The sequence below is a fragment of the uncultured Tateyamaria sp. genome (assembly GCF_947503465.1).
GTDB lineage: Bacteria > Pseudomonadota > Alphaproteobacteria > Rhodobacterales > Rhodobacteraceae > Tateyamaria.
Genome location: NZ_CANNDN010000003.1, coordinates 152,625 through 170,279, shown reverse-complemented (window position 1 = coordinate 170,279; position 17,655 = coordinate 152,625). Strand labels below are relative to the sequence as shown.

The 17,655-nt window shown below is 61.3% G+C and carries 18 protein-coding genes; 12 read left to right on the top strand and 6 right to left on the bottom strand.

Annotated features, from left to right (window positions below):
- Window position 1: 1 nt before the first annotated feature.
- The 6 genes from soxC to hemA all read left to right on the top strand — a co-directional run bounded on the left by soxC (window position 2) and on the right by hemA (window position 6,312).
- On the top strand, window positions 2–1,264 hold the full coding sequence (gene soxC, locus Q0844_RS16765) for a sulfite dehydrogenase (protein ID WP_299047205.1): 1,263 nt from the start codon (window positions 2–4) through the stop codon (window positions 1,262–1,264).
- Complete coding sequence (locus tag Q0844_RS16760; RefSeq protein ID WP_299047203.1) at window positions 1,248–2,582, top strand: c-type cytochrome; 1,335 nt, start codon at window positions 1,248–1,250, stop codon at window positions 2,580–2,582. The genes soxC and Q0844_RS16760 overlap by 17 nt, the downstream gene beginning before the upstream one ends.
- Before the next feature lie 20 nt (window positions 2,583–2,602).
- Window positions 2,603–3,289 (top strand): c-type cytochrome, encoded by a 687-nt coding sequence (locus Q0844_RS16755; protein ID WP_299047967.1) that lies wholly within the window; start codon window positions 2,603–2,605, stop codon window positions 3,287–3,289.
- 24 nt (window positions 3,290–3,313) lie between these two features.
- On the top strand, window positions 3,314–4,582 hold the full coding sequence (locus Q0844_RS16750) for an NAD(P)/FAD-dependent oxidoreductase (protein ID WP_299047201.1): 1,269 nt from the start codon (window positions 3,314–3,316) through the stop codon (window positions 4,580–4,582).
- A gap of 81 nt (window positions 4,583–4,663) precedes the next feature.
- Window positions 4,664–5,095: a DUF302 domain-containing protein gene (locus tag Q0844_RS16745; RefSeq protein WP_299047198.1), complete on the top strand. Its 432-nt coding sequence runs from the start codon at window positions 4,664–4,666 to the stop codon at window positions 5,093–5,095.
- Window positions 5,095–6,312: a 5-aminolevulinate synthase gene (gene hemA / locus Q0844_RS16740; protein ID WP_299047196.1), complete on the top strand. Its 1,218-nt coding sequence runs from the start codon at window positions 5,095–5,097 to the stop codon at window positions 6,310–6,312. The genes Q0844_RS16745 and hemA overlap by 1 nt, the downstream gene beginning before the upstream one ends.
- 94 nt (window positions 6,313–6,406) lie before the next feature.
- On the opposite strand, the gene Q0844_RS16735 is transcribed toward hemA, so the two are convergent.
- The 6 genes from Q0844_RS16735 to Q0844_RS16710 form a co-directional block, all read right to left on the bottom strand.
- Window positions 6,407–6,595, bottom strand: a complete 189-nt coding sequence (locus Q0844_RS16735; RefSeq protein ID WP_299047195.1) for a DUF2892 domain-containing protein — start codon at window positions 6,593–6,595, stop codon at window positions 6,407–6,409.
- A 69-nt stretch (window positions 6,596–6,664) separates the two neighbouring features.
- Complete coding sequence (locus Q0844_RS16730) at window positions 6,665–7,285, bottom strand: Crp/Fnr family transcriptional regulator (protein ID WP_299047193.1); 621 nt, start codon at window positions 7,283–7,285, stop codon at window positions 6,665–6,667.
- Window positions 7,282–8,226, bottom strand: a complete 945-nt coding sequence (locus tag Q0844_RS16725) for an MBL fold metallo-hydrolase (RefSeq protein ID WP_299047190.1) — start codon at window positions 8,224–8,226, stop codon at window positions 7,282–7,284. The genes Q0844_RS16730 and Q0844_RS16725 overlap by 4 nt, the downstream gene beginning before the upstream one ends.
- Entirely contained in the window at window positions 8,223–9,137 is a 915-nt protein-coding gene (locus Q0844_RS16720; RefSeq protein WP_299047187.1) for an MBL fold metallo-hydrolase, read from the bottom strand. Before Q0844_RS16720 ends, Q0844_RS16725 begins: the two co-directional genes overlap by 4 nt.
- Window positions 9,138–9,363: 226 nt before the next feature.
- Window positions 9,364–9,996, bottom strand: coding sequence for a tyrosine-type recombinase/integrase (locus Q0844_RS16715; RefSeq protein ID WP_299047185.1), 633 nt, complete (start codon window positions 9,994–9,996; stop codon window positions 9,364–9,366).
- Between the two features lie 805 nt (window positions 9,997–10,801).
- A complete protein-coding gene (locus Q0844_RS16710) occupies window positions 10,802–11,812 on the bottom strand; it encodes a helix-turn-helix domain-containing protein (protein WP_299047182.1) in 1,011 nt (336 codons plus the stop codon).
- Window positions 11,813–11,896: 84 nt separating this feature from the next.
- On the opposite strand from Q0844_RS16710, the gene Q0844_RS16705 reads away from it, so the two are divergent.
- The 6 genes from Q0844_RS16705 (at window position 11,897) to Q0844_RS16680 (ending at window position 17,655) form a co-directional block, all read left to right on the top strand.
- A complete protein-coding gene (locus tag Q0844_RS16705; RefSeq protein ID WP_299047179.1) occupies window positions 11,897–12,928 on the top strand; it encodes a homocysteine S-methyltransferase family protein in 1,032 nt (343 codons plus the stop codon).
- A 122-nt stretch (window positions 12,929–13,050) separates the two neighbouring features.
- Entirely contained in the window at window positions 13,051–13,266 is a 216-nt protein-coding gene (locus Q0844_RS16700; protein ID WP_299047176.1) for a hypothetical protein, read from the top strand.
- 98 nt (window positions 13,267–13,364) lie between these two features.
- A complete protein-coding gene (locus tag Q0844_RS16695; RefSeq protein WP_299047173.1) occupies window positions 13,365–13,946 on the top strand; it encodes a hypothetical protein in 582 nt (193 codons plus the stop codon).
- A gap of 68 nt (window positions 13,947–14,014) precedes the next feature.
- A complete protein-coding gene (locus Q0844_RS16690) occupies window positions 14,015–15,553 on the top strand; it encodes a cytochrome c peroxidase (RefSeq protein ID WP_299047170.1) in 1,539 nt (512 codons plus the stop codon).
- 77 nt (window positions 15,554–15,630) lie between these two features.
- Window positions 15,631–16,374 (top strand): isoprenylcysteine carboxylmethyltransferase family protein, encoded by a 744-nt coding sequence (locus Q0844_RS16685; RefSeq protein WP_299047167.1) that lies wholly within the window; start codon window positions 15,631–15,633, stop codon window positions 16,372–16,374.
- Between the two features lie 78 nt (window positions 16,375–16,452).
- Window positions 16,453–17,655 (top strand): NAD(P)/FAD-dependent oxidoreductase, encoded by a 1,203-nt coding sequence (locus Q0844_RS16680; RefSeq protein WP_299047164.1) that lies wholly within the window; start codon window positions 16,453–16,455, stop codon window positions 17,653–17,655.

The window sequence follows — 17,655 nt, the reverse complement described above, 5'->3', positions numbered from 1 at the left end:
CATGGATGATATGTTCAAACCATCCCGGCGGGCCTTCCTGCGCGGCAGCGCCGCGGTTGCCGCGGGCACTGTCGCCGGTGCGGCCAGCGCGAATGGGCCCGACCCGCTGATCACCGAATTGCAGGACTGGGCCAGCTACACCGGCGCTGGTGTGGACGAGACGCCCTATGGCATGCCCATTAGCTTCGAATCCCACGTGGTGCGGCGCAATGTCGAATGGCTAACTGCCTCACCCATTTCGTCGATCAACTTCACGCCGATCCACGCGCTCGACGGGACGATCACGCCGCAGGGCTGTGCGTTTGAACGGCACCACTCGGGTGCCATCGAACTGAGCAAGCAAGATTATCGCCTGATGATCAACGGCCTCGTGGATCGTCCGCTGGTCTTCACCTATGACGACCTCGAGCGCTTCCCCCGCGAGAACCACGTGTATTTCTGCGAATGTGCCGCGAATACGGGCATGGAATGGGCCGGTGCGCAGCTCAATGGCGTGCAGTTCACCCACGGCATGATCCACAACATGGAATATACCGGCATCCCGCTGCGCGCGCTGTTGCAAGAGGCGGGCGCGGACATGGGCGATGACAAGTGGGTCTATGTCGAAGGGGCCGATGCGTCCTCGAACGGCCGCTCGATCCCCATGGAAAAGGCGCTGGACGATGTGCTCGTCGCCTTCAAGGCCAACGGTGAGGCACTGCGGATGGAACACGGCTATCCCGTCCGCCTCGTCGTGCCGGGGTGGGAAGGCAACATGTGGATCAAGTGGCTGCGCCGCATCGAAGTGACCGACATGGCCGTGGAAAGCCGCGAGGAGACCTCGAAATACACCGACGTCTACGAAGACGGCACCGCCCGCAAATGGACATGGGAGATGGACGCGAAATCCGTCATAACCTCGCCCAGCCCGCAAATGCCGATCACGCACGGCAAGGGGCCGCTGGTCATCTCGGGCCTCGCATGGTCCGGCCATGGCAAGATCACCCGTGTGGATGTGTCCAAGGATGGGGGCATCACCTGGGAAACCGCCCGTCTGGGCAAGCAGGGCGACACCAAGGCGCTCACGCGCTTCTACCTCGATATGGACTGGGACGGCGCGCCGATGCTGCTGCAATCCCGCGCGATGGACGACACCGGCTATGTCCAGCCGACCAAGGCGCAGCTGCGCGAAAAGCGTGGCGAGAACGCTGTCTACCACAACAACTGTATCCAGACCTGGTACGTGAACGCAGAAGGGACCGCCGAGAATGTCGAAGTCTCCTAACATCCTCCTCCCCGCTCTCGGGGTGACCGGTATTGCTTTGGGCGCGGCCTATGGCATCTCGCAAAAGAACTACGGCGCGGACAAGATCGCGACGCTGGAAACCCGCGTGGCGCAGATCGAAACCCAAGCCGAGGGCGCATTGGCACGCGCATCGGAAGCCGCGGCGCAAGCGCAAGCAGAAGCGGCCCGTGCGGCCGAATTGCAAGAGCAGGTGGCGCTGGTGCAGGCCAAAGCCGAAAAGGCTGTGGCCAGCGGCGCATCGCTGACCGAAGCCGCCCCCATCCCGGCGGGCACATTGGGCCTGGGCCGTGCAGCGCATCCCGAAGAGATCGCCGCCTGGGACGTGGACGTGCTGCCCGACGGGCGCGGCTTGCCCGACGGCAGCGGCGACGCGATCACGGGCGAGGAGGTGTTCTACGATTACTGCGCGTCCTGCCACGGTGACTTTGCCGAAGGGGTGGACAATTGGCCCGTACTAGCGGGTGGTTTCGACACGCTCGCGGACGAGGATCCGGTCAAGACCGTCGGCAGCTACTGGCCGTACCTGTCCACCGTGTTCGACTACGTGAACCGCTCCATGCCCTTTGGCGGCGCGGGCACTCTGACGTCGGACGAAACCTACGCCATCGTCGCCTACATCCTCTATTCCAACGACATGGTGGATGAGGATTTCGTTCTCAGCCGCGACACATTCATGGATGTCGAGATGCACAACGCCGATGGCTTTGTCGTCGATGACCGGCCCGAGTTGGAATACGCCGAATGGCGCACCGAACCTTGCATGCAGAACTGTAAGGACGAAGTGGAGATCACCATGCGCTCCGTCTTCCTCGTGGAAACCCCGCCCGAAGGTGGCTCGGAATCCGTGATGAACCACGCCACGATCGACGATCTGCCGTCGTTTACCGCCGCAGGCCCGTCCTTTATCCCGGCAGCCGCCCCTAAACAGGCAGCGGTCGAAGCTTCGGCGCCGACCCAAGTCGCTGCGACCGACAGCGATCCACTTTTCGAGCACGGCGAAAAGGTGTTCAAGAAATGCGCCGCCTGTCACGCCGTGGGCGACGGGGCCAAGAACAAGTCCGGCCCGCACCTGAACGCGCTGATGGGCCGGACGATGGGTTCTGTCGATGGGTACAAGTATTCCAAAGGCTTCCTTGAGGCAGGTGCCGAAGGACGCGCGTGGACGCCCGAAGAACTCGCCGCCTTCCTCGCCAAGCCCAAGTCTTACATGAAAGGCACCAAGATGGCGTTTGCTGGCCTCAAGAAGGACGAAGACCTGGCCGCCATCACCGTCTACCTCGAGAGCTTTGGCGAATGAGGGTGTGCGGCACGCGATACCTGGCGGCGCTGGTTTTGTCGGCGCTGCTGGCTGGGTTCGGCTTGGCCGACACCGCTGATATCGAAGCGGGCGAAAAGGTGTTCCAGCAATGTAAGGGCTGTCATCAGGTCGGTAGTGGGGCCAAACACCGCAGCGGCCCGCACCTTAACGCGCTCTTCGGGCGCAAGGCGGCCGGGCTGGACGATTTCCGCTATTCCAAGAGCTTTCAGCGCGCGGGCGCCAGTGGCCTCGAATGGCATGCCGACACGATCGATGTCTTTCTCGAAGATCCGCGCGCCATGACCTCCGGCACGCGGATGAGCTTTCGCGGGATCAAAAGTGCGGAGGACCGAACGAACCTGATCGCGTTCCTGCGCCAATATTCGGACGATCCGGCCAACATCCCCGAAGCGGACCCGACAGCCACGGGCATCGACCATGACCTGGACCCGGCGATCCTCGCGCTCAAGGGCGACCCGGAATATGGCGAATACCTGAGCGGCGAGTGCACCACCTGCCATCAGGCCGCAGGTGGTGATGACGGGATCCCGTCCATCACGCTCTGGCCCGAAGACCAGTTTGTGGTGGCCATGCACGCCTACAAGAACAAGCAACGCAAGCATCCGGTCATGCAGATGATCGCCGGGCGTTTGGCCGACGAAGAGATCGCAGCACTCGCCGCGTATTTCAAAGACCTCGAGAATTGAGGCAACCCTAGGGAGGAGACAGACATGACTTTCAATAGACGGACGTTCCTTGGAACATCTGCCGTGCTGGCGGCCAGCCTTGCAGCACCGATGGTGCGCGCGCAGGGCAAACCGCGTGTTGTCGTGATCGGCGGCGGAGCCGGTGGCGCGACGGCGGCCCGATACATCGCAAAGGACAGCAAGGGCGGCGTCGACGTGACCCTGATCGAGCCCACGCGCACCTATTACACCTGCTTTTTCTCGAACCTCTATATTGGTGGCGTGAAAGAGATCGAGGATCTGGGCCACAGCTACGGCGGGCTGGCAGCGGGCGGCATGAACGTTGTGCACGACTGGGCCGTTGGCGTTGACCGCGGTGCCAAGACGGTCACCCTGGCCGGTGGCGGTAGCCTGACCTATGACAAGCTGATCCTGTCTCCGGGCATCGACTTTGTCGAAGGGGCGGTCGAAGGTTGGGACTTGAATGCGCAAAACGCGATGCCGCATGCCTACAAGGCCGGGTCGCAGACCGAGCTGCTCAAGTCGCAACTGAAAGCGATGCCAGAGGGCGGCACATTCGCCATGGTGGCCCCGCCGAACCCCTATCGCTGCCCCCCCGGCCCCTACGAGCGGGTGTCGATGGTCGCGCACTACCTCAAGGCCAACAACCCCACGGCCAAGATCATCGTCGCCGACCCCAAGCCGAAATTTTCGAAAATGGCGCTATTCCAGGAAGGTTGGAACAACCACTACGCGGGCATGGTCGACTGGGTCGGCGAAGACTTTGGCGGCGGCAACGTTTCCGTGGACCCGGCAGCCATGACCGTGACCATCGACGGTGAGGTGACAAAGGTAGACGTCTGCAACGTCATCCCAGCGATGAAAGCAGGCCGCATTGCCGAGATCGCAGGCGTGACCGATGGTAACTGGGCTCCGGTAAACGCAGCCGACATGTCCACCAAGGCGGACCCGGATATCTATGTGCTGGGTGATGCCAGCCAACAGGGCGATATGCCGAAATCCGGCTTCTCCGCCAACAGCCAGGCCAAGGTCTGTGCCAATGCGGTGCGCGGTGCCCTGACAGGCTCCAAGGTGTTCCCGGCCAAGTTCTCGAACACCTGCTGGTCGCTCATCGACACCAATGACGGTGTCAAGGTGGGCGCGACCTACGAGGCGACGGACGAAAAGATCGCCAAGGTCGATGGGTTTATCTCGCAGACCGGCGAAAGCGCGGATGTGCGCAAAGCCACCTACGAGGAATCCGAAGGCTGGTACGCAGGCATCACCGCCGACATGTTCGGCGCCAAAGCCTGACAAAACTAAGCGCGGCGTTGATCCATCTCAACGCCGTGCTCCGCACGATCGGCGAGAATGCGGCACATTCAGGAGGATCAGATGAAACAGACTTTTCTTGCCATCTCTCTCGGCCTTGCTGCCGCCGCAGGACATGCCGAAACACCGATTGTCGTACCGTTTGACGGCAGCTTTGACGACGCCGCTTTTGCCGTCGAAAGCGCAATTGTCGACCGGGGGCTGGTGATTGACTATGTCAGCCATGTCGGCGACATGCTGAACCGTACGGGAGCGGATGTAGGTAGTGATACCAAGCTGTTCGAGGCCGCAGACATCTTTATCTTCTGCTCTGCCGTTCTGTCCCGCGAAGTGATGGAGGCGGATCCGATGAACATCGCGCACTGCCCCTATGGAATTTTCGTCGCCGAACAGGCGGGGGCCGTGGTGATCGGCTACCGGGACTACCCCGAGGGCGAGATGTCCAAGGTCGAAGACCTGCTGCAAAGCATCGTCGCAGAGGCTGTGGAGAACTGATGAACTACCAGGATTTCTTTCGGTCCGAGTTGGACCAGTTGCGCACGGACGGGAATTACCGCGCGTTTGCCGAGTTGGAACGGCACCGTGGGGCATTCCCGCGCGCCACTTGCCACAACGGGCCGGGAGAAGTCACCATCTGGTGTTCCAACGACTATCTCGGGATGGGCCAGCACCGGGACGTGCTGGCCGCCATGCACGACACGCTGGACCGGACGGGTGCCGGAGCGGGCGGGACGCGCAACATCTCGGGCACCACGCACGATCACTTGGTGCTTGAGGCCGAACTGGCCGATCTGCACGGCAAAGAGGCGGCGTTGCTGTTTACCTCGGGCTACGTGTCGAACTGGGCCGCGCTAGGGACGCTGGGAGCGCGTATTCCGGGGTTGACGATCCTGTCCGACGCGCTGAACCACGCGTCGATGATCGAAGGCATGCGGCATTCCAAAGCGACCCGCGTGATCTGGAAACACAACGATCTTGCCGACCTTGAGGCCAAGCTGGCCGCTCTGCCGCGCAACGTCCCCAAACTGATTGCCTTCGAGTCCGTCTATTCCATGGATGGCGACATCGCCCCAATTGCACAAATCTGCGACCTTGCCGACCGTTACAACGCGATGACCTACCTCGACGAGGTGCACGCGGTCGGTCTCTACGGCCCGCGCGGCGGCGGCATTGCGGAACGTGAGGGGCTGATGGACCGGCTCACTGTGATCGAAGGGACGCTAGGTAAAGCCTTTGGAGTCATGGGCGGCTACATCGCGGCCAGCGCGGAGCTGTGCGATTTCGTGCGCTCGTTTGCCAGCGGGTTCATCTTTACCACCGCGCTGCCACCCGCTGTGGCCGCCGGGGCAACAGCGTCGATCCGCCACCTGAAAACCAGCGCATCCGAACGCAACGCCCATCAGGCACGTGTCGCAGACGTACGCGCCCGGCTCGACGCCATCGGCCTGCCGCATATCGACAATCCCAGCCACATCATCCCGGTGATGGTGGGCGATCCGGTCAAGTGCAAGTTCATCTCGGACACGCTCTTGCGCGATCACTGCATCTACATCCAGCCGATCAACTATCCGACTGTCCCCAAGGGAACCGAGCGGTTGCGGATCACGCCCTCTCCCGTCCATACCGCACAGGATGTGAACCGGCTTGTCGCGGCGCTCGGAGACCTTTGGACGCAATGCCAATTGGCGCGCCTGCCCATTGCCGCGCAGTGACGTCAGGCCAAATCCGCAAACACAACAGCCGACGACAAAAGCACTACCGCCGCGGCAAATGCAGCCGCGGCTATGGCCCAGATCAAACGTCGGATCAGCAGTCTTGGCATGATTTAAGGCCAAAGGCCCGGTAGATCGGGCAGAAGCTGAAAAACGCGGTACCAACGAAAATCACACCCAGATAGCCCCAGATACCGATGGTGCCCATCGCGGCCAGCAGAATCATCAATCCGCCCAGGGCGATGCGGGCGATACGGTCGATTTGTCCAAGATTGCGGGTCATGTCAGTCACTCCTGTCAGGTTGAGACGACCCTGTTCTGACCGCGCCCGCGGCGCTTGTCCGTGACTATGTCACAGTTCCGCTTGTGCTCCGTGCGCCGCAAGTGCCCGCGCATCCCGGATCTGGATCGCCCCACGTTCCAGCGCAATCCAGCCACTCCGCTCAAACGACTTGAGGGTGGGCGACACGACCTCGCGCGCGGTGCCAAGCTCTTGGGCGATGTCCTGCTGGGTGCGGTGCAGTACTGTGGCGTCCTGCCGGCTCAACCACCGTGCCAGCCGCAGATCGGTGCGGTGCAACAGCAGTTCGTCAATCACATCCGTCAACTCGCCCACGCGTTGGGCAAAGCCACGGAACACCAATTCCTGAAACGCCGCATCCTGCGCCAGCAAACGCCGAAACCGCTCGGCATCAATGGCCACGGCGGTAACGGCCCCCTCGGCATAACCATATCCAGAATAAGGCCGCGCCGACAAAAGACAGGTGGTCGTCAACACACAACTGTCCCCGGCGCGCACACGGTACAGCACGATGGTGCGCCCGGCGCTGTTGGTTTGCTCAACCCGCACCACGCCCGACACCACAATCAGGAACGCGCGGCCCTCATCGCCGGGCTGGAACAGGCAGGTGCCGACCGGCACCTCGATCCGGTCGCCCTGCGCGGCATAGTCCCTCAGGCTGTCTGCGCTCACTCAAACTCCATTTGCTCATACACGCGGCCTGCATTGCGCGTCGCCAATTCCTCGAATGTATCAAGGTGCGTGAATGGCGATTGGTCAACATAATACGACTCGGCCAGATCCCCGCCCGCGTCCAGATGCGCGCCCACGACATCACGCAGATGCTGCAGGTAGTCGCGCGTGTACCGGCGCACCTGCGCCATGTTGGTCGGGTGGCCGTGACCGGGGATCACATAGGTCGCATTCAACGCCTCGAAACAGCACTCCCACGTCTCGATCCAGTCCAGAACAATCGTGTCCTCGAAAATTGGCAACATCCGCTCATGAAAGGCCATGTCGCCCGCGATCACCAGCCCCTGTTCCGGCAGCCACACCTGCGTGTCACCGGGGCTGTGGGCCGGGCCAAGGTGCAGCACTTCGATGCGGAAATCGCCCATCTCGATGATCTCGGTCTCTTCGAACGTGCGCGTGGGCGGGGCGACGAACGTGCCCTCGGCCTTGTCCCGGTTATAACGCTTCATGTTCTCCAGAATACGATTGCCGCGCTCTTCGATTTCGTGTGCGGCGTCTACATGGGCCAGGATCGGCACGCCCTGTTCGGCCCAATAGGAATTGCCCAGCATCGCGTGGCCTTGCCCATTCTCATCAATCACCAATTTGACGGGCTGATCGGTGATGCCCTTGATCTCGTCATGCAGTGCCTTGGCCAGCAGGTACGCGGCCCCGCCATTGATCACCACAACCCCGTCGCCGGTGACGATAAAGCTCAGGTTGTTGTTATGCCCGCTGTTTTCATAGGTCGGCGGTGCTGTGGCCCCAATGGCGGACCACACATGCGGGATCACTTCGACCGGTTTGGAATACAGGACCGAGCCGGGATACTGGTCCGCGATGTCTTCGCTGGCCAGGGCGGGACTTGCGACAAGGGCGAGTGCGGTCAGCAGCCGTTTCATGTCGCGTCCGGCACAAACACGAACCCCTCCGCCGCGCGGTCCACGCGGCCCATCCCGCCTTGCGGCAGGTGAAAGCCCACGACCTGCATCTGTTCCGCCATGATCCGGTCAAACAGCATCTGCCGTGTGGCGGCGGCCATGTCCCCATCCTGATCCGACCCGCTGATCCATGCGGGCTTGCGAAAGGCCACATGATGGTTGCCAATCGCATCGCCCAGCACCAGCGCGCTTTGCGACCCGCCGCGCAGCTCAAAGCTCATGTGCCCCGGCGTGTGCCCATGCGTGGCGATGGCGGCGATGCCCGGTAGTACTTCGTCACCATCGTCGAACAGCACCACACTGTCCTCGATCATCTCCATCCGTCGCTTGGCCCCCACGGCGAACGCCGCGCGTGCTTCGCCAATCGTGTCGACGGTTTCGGGGTTCCACCAGTAATCCCACTCCGCACGCCCCATCATATATGTGGCGTCGGCAAAAACGGGCTCGTCGAAATCATCCAGCAAGCCCCAGATGTGATCCGGGTGGGCATGGGTGAACAAAACATGGGTGACGTCTTCGGGCGCCAGTCCGGCTGCCACCAGACTGTCGATCACCGCGCCCGCGGTGGGCATGAAATCCGGCCCCGACCCGACATCAAACAGCACATTGCGCGTGCCGTCCTGGTACAGCGCCAGATTGCATTCCGGCTCAAGCCGGTCGTGCTGAATTCCGTAATCCGCCAGAATGGGCGTCAGCGCGTCCTGCGGCATCGGTTCAAAGATGAAACTGCCCGGAAGAGTTAACGTGCCGTCGCTCACAGTTGTCAGCGTCGCTTCACCCAACGCCGTCTGCGCCACAGCCTGGGCGGTCGACATGGTCGCCGCCGCATACGCTCCGCACTGCACCAGAAATGCGCGTCTATCGAAATCCATCGCGACATACCTCCAATATAAATTCTCACATTTGAATGTGTATTGAATGTGGTGTGGAAAGCAAGCCTGTGCGACACACTGAGCCGAAGTTGCACAGAACAAATCTGCTGGAGACACAGGAGTTTCCGACGCAGCCCAAAGCACCTCGAAAACTGCCGCCGCGGCCACATTGCGAACAACAACCCGATTTACGATGGCGAACGGCCAGACCGTTCGCCATGTTGGATCACATGTCGATGCTCTCAGCGATACTCAGCGCATCTTCAAGTTCAACACCAAGATAGCGCACTGTACTATCGACCTTTGTGTGGCCCAGCAGAAGCTGCACGGCGCGAAGGTTGCCTGTCTTGCGATAAATCTCCGCCGCCTTAGTGCGACGCAGGGAATGAGTGCCGTAGCCGCTTGGTTCCAGTCCAATTGCGGTTACCCAATCACGGACCATCCTGCCGTATTGGCGCGTCGAGATATGCGCACGATCATGGAAGCGACTTGGGAACATAAATCTGCAAGCCAGCATTGCCGGCGATTTTACCCACGCTAAAGCAGACTCGCGTGTGTTTTCTGTCAGTTCGAATTGAACCGGACGCTTTGTTTTGCTCTGAACCACAGAAACCCGTTCGCGAACGCGGTCATCTTTCACAAGGTCGGTGACCAAAAGTTTGATCAAATCGCAACCGCGCAACTTGCTATCGATAGCGACGTTGAACAACGCTAGGTCCCGAAGATTGCCCGCGAGCTCTAGCCGCGCGCGGATCGCCCAGACCTGTTTCGGCAACAGCGGTCGTTTCTGACCGATGATACGCCCCTTGTTCCAAGCTCTGCGTTTTCGCGTGACGGCGGGAAGTTGGACTCTTGGCATGATATGCCCTCCTATCCGCCCTCCGCGCCCTGTCATCAGCACCGCGCTGACGGAGAAAGCATAGCATATCGTGAATGGCCGCTTTATTTGCAGCTGAACACTCCTCTGCATCGTGCAATTGCGGCGATTTCTTCGCTGCGAGCGCTTGCAGCGAGAAATCTGAATTCACAGGTTGGGCTCACACCCGCCATCGGATGCAGCGCAGCATTCGCTCAAGCTTGCCTGTTATTGGCAACACGCCCGGCCCATTGCTGACCGTCAACTGTAGATCGCGACGCTGCGGCGCGGCCCGTCACAGCCGCCGTTCGCTGCGGGCGCAAAATCCAGTGGTGGTCGAACTCACAGATCGCGAGACAAATCCATCATTCTGTTTGTACACTTCGCTGACGCAGAACCTTCTCGCATCCGCAGCAATCATATCGCCGCTTCGCAGGGCATGTCGCCAGACCGATCATTCGCGGGTGACATAACCGCTCCAACCAACACCGCACTTTCGCCGCGGCCAGGTTGGATAAGCGGGACGCGGACTTTGCCGACATTGATGTTTGGCCATGCTGCTGAAGCAGCATTCCTTCGCACCCGCGGCAAACCAATCGAAGCTGCGCAGCGCTTTCCACAATACCGGTCATTTGTGGGTGATATTCCTGCAGGAACCGAAACCGCGCTTTCGCTGCGGCCATTTCAGTTATCTTCTTAAGAACGCAACATAAAACACCCCACGACAGCGAAGCTACAATAAGAATATATTGATCGCGCGCCGAAATGCGTTCTTGTAGGAACTCCCGGAATGTCGGATTTCCAACGATCACTGAGTTGCTGGTGAGAGAGCCTGCCATTTCTTTCGATAGGCCGAGGCGGAGATACCGACGCGCTTTCGAAACGCCGATCGGAAGCTTGACGGTTCGGAATAGCCGACCTCCGCGGCGATCTCGTCAATCGGAGCGGCGGTGGTTTCCAGTAACTGCTTTGCTTCTTCGACCCGCAGGGTCTGGATGTACTCAACAGGTGCCTGACCAGTTGCCTTCCTAAACCGACGGTGGAAGCCGCGTTCGGTCATGCCACTTCGTTCGGCCATGGCTGCGACCGGGCTTGGCGTGTCATAGTGCTGCGCCGCCCAAACCTGTGCATCTGCGACCAACTGGTCCTCGTGCTGGCGCGAGGTGGTCAGCGATGCATAGATCAACTGCCCATCAAGGTGCGGATCGATCAGATATATCTTCGCGATCCTGCGCGCTTCCTCGGTGCCGGCGAACCGCCCGATCAGATAGAGCATGAGGTCTTCCCAAGCCGACATTCCGCCGGCGGTGATGACGCGGTGACCCTCACCCGTCGGCACGAGGATGCGTTCGCGACAAACGTTTACCGAAGGGAAATCCCGGCCCAGCATGTCGGCATAGCCCCAATGGGTCGTCGCCTCCTTCCCGTCGAGCAGGCCAGCCATGCCGAGGAGCACCGCACCGGAGCAGACCGAGGCGACGATGGCGCCACGCGCATGGGCATCGCCAATCCAGTCGGCGATAGAGGTGAAATCGTCAGGCAGTCCAGTTTCCGGGGCGAACAACAGATCGGGCACGATGACCAGGTCGATGACGGGTGGTTCGTCCAGCATCGCGTCCGGCGTGATCTTGCGCCCGTTGACGTCCCAATATGGTGCCCCGTCCAGAGTCCGCAGACTGATCTCGAAAATCGGTTCCGCCGCCGGGATGCCGTGCAGCATGGCCCAGTCACGCCCAACCGAGGCCAGCACGTCGAGGATCGAGAACACCACCGAGGATCCGGCAAGGCGCGATCCGATAACAGCAGCATTAATGCTCATTTGTGCCTCCTGATCACTGAATTGGTCCGATAAGAACCGTTTTGGTCTTTTCCTCTTCTAACGCGACTCGCTGGCTGGGTCCATATGACAGCCAATGAAACGGCCTTTTGGGCCAACCCAAAGCAAAAAGGGACCAGGATGACTATTCAAAACCAAAGCCCAGCGTTTCACTCCGACGTGATCCGCAACTACCTCGCCGACCCGCGCACCTACTTGACCGATGGCGGTTTTGAGACCTTCATGCTGTTCCTCGAGGGGTTCGACCTGCCGGCCTTCGCGGCCTGCGTCCTGCTCGACGACAACGTTGCCCGTGCGGCAATGGACCGGTACTTCGATCGCTTTCTCGCGATGGCAGAGACGGCAGGCACCGGTTTTGTTCTCGACACCAACACCTGGCGCTCCGGGACGCATTGGGCGGACGCAGTCGGCCGTACGCCCGCCCAGATGCAGGACCTCACCCGCGATGCCGTCCGGTTTGCCGTGGCGATCCGGGAAAGGTGGCAAGATCGCGTGTCGCCGATCCTGATCAACGGGGTGATCGGACCCGCCGGCGACGCTTATGACGGCACGCTCGCACTCGATGCAGCCGAGGCTGAGGCGATCCACGCGCCGCAGATCGCATTGCTTGGCTCATGCGGGGTCGATCTGGTCAGCGCGCTGACCTTCGGCAGCCTGCCGGAGGCGATCGGGTTCGCCCGTGCAAGCGTCAAGGCGGGCGTGCCCGTTGCGATCTCGTTCACGGTGGAGACGGACGGATGTCTGCCCGATGGAACGCCGCTCGCGCGCGCCGTGCTTGAAACAGACGCCGCAACCGGGGGTGCACCGATCTACTACATGATCAATTGCGCACATCCCGAGCATTTTCGCGACGTTCTTGACGACGAAGCCTGGTGCCGACGTATTCGCGGTGTCCGCGCGAACGCATCGCGGCTGAGCCATGCGGAACTTGACGAAGCAGAGACTCTGGACGACGGGAACCCTGAAGAATTCGGTGCGCTACATGCCGATCTCTCCCGAAAGCTTCCTGAGCTGAAAGTCGTCGGCGGGTGCTGCGGCACCGATCACCGTCACGTCGGCTGCATGGCCGACGCCATGCTTCCCGCAACCGCCGCCTGAAATTCCCGCGGCGTCGATGCCCACACCGGACAGGTTTCGATCGAGCGTCCCGGTCCGGGTGTGGGCGCCCGAAAGCCAAAACCATCGCTCGCCTCCGAGCGCTCATCAATAGGACGAAAAACATGACCATGATTTCCCTCCACGCGGGCGCCCCGCGCCGACAGCCTTCAAGCATAGCCACCTTGCTACGCAATCTGCTGGCAGAAGCCGCGAGGCGGCGGCGCATCCGCAAGGAGATGAAAGCGCTGTCTCGGCTGCCCCGTCACCTCCTGCGCGACATGGGCCTCGAGCACTATGCGGAGCCGCCCGAGACCATCATCCGTCACCGAATTCTGTAGTCGGGATTGCCGATCTCCAGCCCAAACAGCCCGGAGCGCGTCCGTCGCGCTTCGTCTGTGACCCTCGTTGTTCAACTCAAACCAGAAAAGGACACCCAATGTATAAGTCAACTCTCTGTGCAATCGCACTGATGGCGGCGGCGACCACCCATGCCTTCGCGGGCGACACACCCATGTCATTCGACGTGGCCGAAGACATGAGCCGCTTCGTTTTTGCGCCGGCCCCTGTCTTTGATGATGGCATGCCAGCCTATGGCAACGCGTTCATCACGCAGGGCTACATCTATGAAGACGGCACGCTCGACAGCGGCGTCGAAGGCACTTTGCCCGACGGCAGCCCTGCCTTTCCCGACAAGGTGATCGGCCGCTGGACCTGTGACGGGTATTTCGTCGGTGACGGGATGCGCACGCAGACCGGTGCTGTCGTCATCACCCGGCAGGTCTTTGAATTCGACAATGGCGACATCCTGATCAACCAGGGCACCGAACTGGTCGACGTCAATGTCAAGGCCCCACGTGTCATCACCGGTGGCACTGGCGCTTTCGCCGGGATGTCGGGCGAGATGACGCAGGTTTTGCTGGGCATGTCTGAGGGCTACGGCGTGCGGCTTCTGATCGACGTCAAGCCCGAAGAGCACGCGGCGCTGTCGCCGGGCCTGTCTCAAAGTGACATCGACTAAAGCCCCTTCCAGATCACGAAAGCTTTCGCCGCCCATCGCGGCGAAAGCACCCAACCGAGGACGCGATCATGAAATCCCCGATGACCATCGCCTTGCTTCTGACCACCTGCATCGGTGCACAAGCTGCCGATCTTCCCGGCCCGCTTGAGGACAGGGATTTTCTATGGAACGGAGTACCCAGCCCGGAGCTTTACGAGCTTGGCAGAAGCCTGTTCTTCGATCCCATTCTGTCCGGCAATCGAAACATCGCCTGCGCCACCTGCCACGATCCGGCGCGCGGAACAGGCGATGGCGTCTCATTGTCCATCGGCGAAGGCGGCATCGGCTTTGGTCCCGAACGTGTCACCCAGGACGGCGTGACCGGGCGCGTGCCCCGCAATGCGCAGCCGCTCTACAACATTGGCGCGCGGGCATATACCTCGATGTTTCATGACGGGCGGCTTGAGCTTGACCACATGGGTGGCTTTCCAAGCCGCCTCAGAAGCCCGGCCAATGACCAACTGCCCGAGGGTCTGGACAATGCCCTGACCGCGCAAGCGATGTTCCCGGTCCTTTCGGCGGTGGAGATGGCAGGCCAGCCCGGCGAGAACCCGGTCGCCGACGCCGTTTCAAAACGAGATTTCAAACAGGCGTGGCGCCTTCTGGCGGGTCGGCTGGCCGCAAATCCCGGCTATGCCGAGCAGTTCGTGACGGCTTTCGACGAAATCGAGGCAGCCGACGACATCCGGTTCGACCACGCGGCCACGGCGATTGCCGCCTTTGAAACAGCAGCCTTCCGGTCTGACTTGAGCCGGTTCGATGCGCGTCTTGCTGGCTGGCCGATGACCACAACCGAGGAAGCCGGGCTGGAGTTATTCTATGGCGCGGCGGGGTGCAGCTCCTGTCACAGCGGCCCGTTGCTGACAGATCACGATTTTCACGCAATCGCTGTTCCACAGATCGGTCCCGGCAAAGATCAGGGATCAGACGGCAGCTACGCTGTCCATTCCGGCTATCCGCATCGGGTCGAGGATCAGGGCCGTTTCAATGTGACCGGTGAAAAGGCCAACCTCTACGCATTCCGTACGCCATCGCTGCGGAATGTCTCGCTGACAGGGCCGTGGGGGCACAACGGCGCCTTTGCCTCGCTTGAGGATATGGTGCGGCACCATCTCGATACGGTGGCATCGCTGACGCGCTACACCCCGGCGGAGCTTCCGCCGCTCGATACCGTGATCCAGCCGGTGCGCAGCAGAACCGGCGTCAGCTACCAAGCCCTGAGCCCGATGCAACGCGGCGCCTATGATCTGCGAGACATCTGGGTACATAGTTCGGAACGGCTGAGGAACGAGATCGCCCGCGCCAACACGCTCGCGCCGGTGGACCTGTCGGATGAAGAGGTGTCGAGCATCCTTGCGTTTCTGGAAACGCTCACCGACCCGACGGCGATTGATCGCTCTTATCTTGTGCCAACGGTCGTGCCGTCCGGCCTGCCGCCGCAACCCGGTCGTGGCGACGCGTGCTTAAGCGACACCCCTTCCTTGGCAGGCGCAATGGCATTCTCAGGAAAGGCAGAAGGACTGCCGGAGCCTCGCTGCAACGGCCGGGGAGACAAAATCCAGCATTAGCCCAAAACCAAAGCGGCCCTGGCTTGCCGGTGCGGCCCTCCGAGAATTCTCAAGTACATCAATACGAAAGTTACACCATGAAATACCTTATTTTTGCCTACGCGCTCATCAGCTACGCCCTGTTTGGAGCTGTGTTTTTCTGGCTGGTCGCCTTCCTGCACAACCTCGGCGATCTGCGTGGTCCGGCGACACGTCCCGCAATGACTGCCGCCCTCATCAATCTGGCGCTGATCCTGCTGTTCGGCGTTGTCCACAGTGTGATGGCGCGGCCAGCTTTCAAGCGGATTTTGACCCGCATCATCCCGCCCGCGTCCGAACGCGCGACCTACGTGCTGCAATCCTCTTTGCTGCTGGGCTTGTTCATTTGGCAATGGCAGCCGATCCCGGCGATCATCTGGCAGGTCGAAGGACCGGCGGTCTGGATATTCTACGGTGCGTCGGCGCTTGGCGCGGTGATCATTCTGGTCGCGACCTTTCTGCTGGGTCACTTCGAGTTCGTCGGCCTGTCACAAGCCTGGCACAACCTAACTGGTACCCCGACGCCGCCCGCGACGTTCCGAACCCCGTTGCTCTACCGCATCGTGCGCCACCCGCTACAGTTCGGCCTTCTGATCATGATGGTCGCAACCCCTGTGATGACACTGGGCCACCTGATCTTCGTTGTGGCGATGGCCGTCTATATCGCCATCGGTCTGCGCTTTGAGGAACGTGCGCTGCTGCGGGACTTCGGCGCGGCTTACGCGGCCTACCAGCGTGACGTGCCCATGTTGATCCCTAACCCATTCCGTCGCTCACGCGGGTCTGTTCACGGTGCCCCGTAATAGCCCATCGCGATCCAAACACTTCAACCTTCAACGGCTCAGTCGCCCCTTGGTGACCGCTGAACAGAAAGAATAACCATGGAAACCACCATTCCAAACAACGTCCTGATCGTCGGTGCGGGCCTGTCAGGTCTGGCCGCCGCAGAGGCGCTCAGGCGCCGCGGTATCGCGGTCACCATCCTCGAAGCGCAGGACCGCGTTGCCGAACCCTGGCGGAAGCGCCATCCTGCATTGCGGCTTAACATCCATCGCCATTTCGCCCGGCTGCCGGGGATGCGCCCGCCACGCGCCGATGGCGCCTATCTACGGCGCGACAGCGTTGTCAGCTACCTTGAACGATATGCGCACCAGATCGGGGTTCCTATCCGCTTCGGTGTGAACGTGGCGGCGATTGAGCGCGATGCCTGCGCATGGCTGGTTCGCACCTCGGCCGGGGTGTTCGGTGCCGCGCATGTCATTTTCGCTACGGGCCGCGACTGCGTTCCGCATGTCCCCGACTGGCAAGGTTTGCAGGATTTCGAGGGCACGGTCCTGCATGCCGCTGACCTTGGCGATGTTAACCGCTTCGATGGTCAGCGAGTCCTTGTCGTGGGGGCGGGCAATTCAGGCAGCGACGTGCTGAACCACCTTGCGCGCCATAGTCCTGCTGAGGTCATGATGTCCGTCCGATACGGCCCCGCAATCGTGCCCAATCGTGTCTTCGGGTTTCCACTGCACCGCGCGGCGCGATTGTTTCAGGCTATGCCGGTACCGCTCGTTGATCGCGCATTCGCGCTGACCCAGCGGCTGTTCTTTGGCGATCTGAGTCGCCACGGCATGACCACCCATCCGCTTGGCGGTGGCAGCCGCCTGGCGAAGGACGGCACAGCATTTGCGATCGACGATGGATTTGTCGCGGCGATCAAGAGCGGCCGTTTCAAAGTCGCTCCGGCCGTCAGTGAATTCCATGGCTCTCAAGTCATTTTTGAAGACGGAAGAAGCTTTGAACCCGACGTCGTGATCTGCGCCACGGGATACCGCACGAACCTCGAACCGCTCGTGGGGCAACTCGGTGTTCTCGACGCTCGAGGCTCCCCCGTCCGTCCCGCAGGAGAACCCGACCCGAAGCACCCGGGGCTTTGGTTCACCGGCTACAAGCCCCAGTTCACGGGCTATTTCGAGGCTGCCCGGACTGCAGCAAAGCGCATCGGCAACGGCATTGCCTCTGACCCGCAACGCCGCATCCAAAGTTCTTCTTCCCCAGCCCAACGCAACGTGGTGCCCGAGACCGCCGAAAGCTGA

Bases quoted from the DNA above. Each gene is read 5' to 3' on its own strand.
- Q0844_RS16710 (WP_299047182.1), bottom strand. From the start codon at position 11,812: ATGAGCATTAATGCTGCTGTTATCGGATCGCGCCTTGCCGGATCCTCG.
- Q0844_RS16745 (WP_299047198.1), top strand. From the start codon at position 4,664: ATGAAACAGACTTTTCTTGCCATCTCTCTCGGCCTTGCTGCCGCCGCA.
- soxC (WP_299047205.1), top strand. From the start codon at position 2: ATGGATGATATGTTCAAACCATCCCGGCGGGCCTTCCTGCGCGGCAGC.
- Q0844_RS16760 (WP_299047203.1), top strand. From the start codon at position 1,248: ATGTCGAAGTCTCCTAACATCCTCCTCCCCGCTCTCGGGGTGACCGGT.
- Q0844_RS16750 (WP_299047201.1), top strand. From the start codon at position 3,314: ATGACTTTCAATAGACGGACGTTCCTTGGAACATCTGCCGTGCTGGCG.
- Q0844_RS16715 (WP_299047185.1), bottom strand. From the start codon at position 9,996: ATGCCAAGAGTCCAACTTCCCGCCGTCACGCGAAAACGCAGAGCTTGG.
- hemA (WP_299047196.1), top strand. From the start codon at position 5,095: ATGAACTACCAGGATTTCTTTCGGTCCGAGTTGGACCAGTTGCGCACG.
- Q0844_RS16725 (WP_299047190.1), bottom strand. From the start codon at position 8,226: ATGAAACGGCTGCTGACCGCACTCGCCCTTGTCGCAAGTCCCGCCCTG.
- Q0844_RS16705 (WP_299047179.1), top strand. From the start codon at position 11,897: ATGACAGCCAATGAAACGGCCTTTTGGGCCAACCCAAAGCAAAAAGGG.
- Q0844_RS16720 (WP_299047187.1), bottom strand. From the start codon at position 9,137: ATGGATTTCGATAGACGCGCATTTCTGGTGCAGTGCGGAGCGTATGCG.
- Q0844_RS16735 (WP_299047195.1), bottom strand. From the start codon at position 6,595: ATGACCCGCAATCTTGGACAAATCGACCGTATCGCCCGCATCGCCCTG.
- Q0844_RS16685 (WP_299047167.1), top strand. From the start codon at position 15,631: ATGAAATACCTTATTTTTGCCTACGCGCTCATCAGCTACGCCCTGTTT.
- Q0844_RS16700 (WP_299047176.1), top strand. From the start codon at position 13,051: ATGACCATGATTTCCCTCCACGCGGGCGCCCCGCGCCGACAGCCTTCA.
- Q0844_RS16680 (WP_299047164.1), top strand. From the start codon at position 16,453: ATGGAAACCACCATTCCAAACAACGTCCTGATCGTCGGTGCGGGCCTG.
- Q0844_RS16695 (WP_299047173.1), top strand. From the start codon at position 13,365: ATGTATAAGTCAACTCTCTGTGCAATCGCACTGATGGCGGCGGCGACC.
- Q0844_RS16690 (WP_299047170.1), top strand. From the start codon at position 14,015: ATGAAATCCCCGATGACCATCGCCTTGCTTCTGACCACCTGCATCGGT.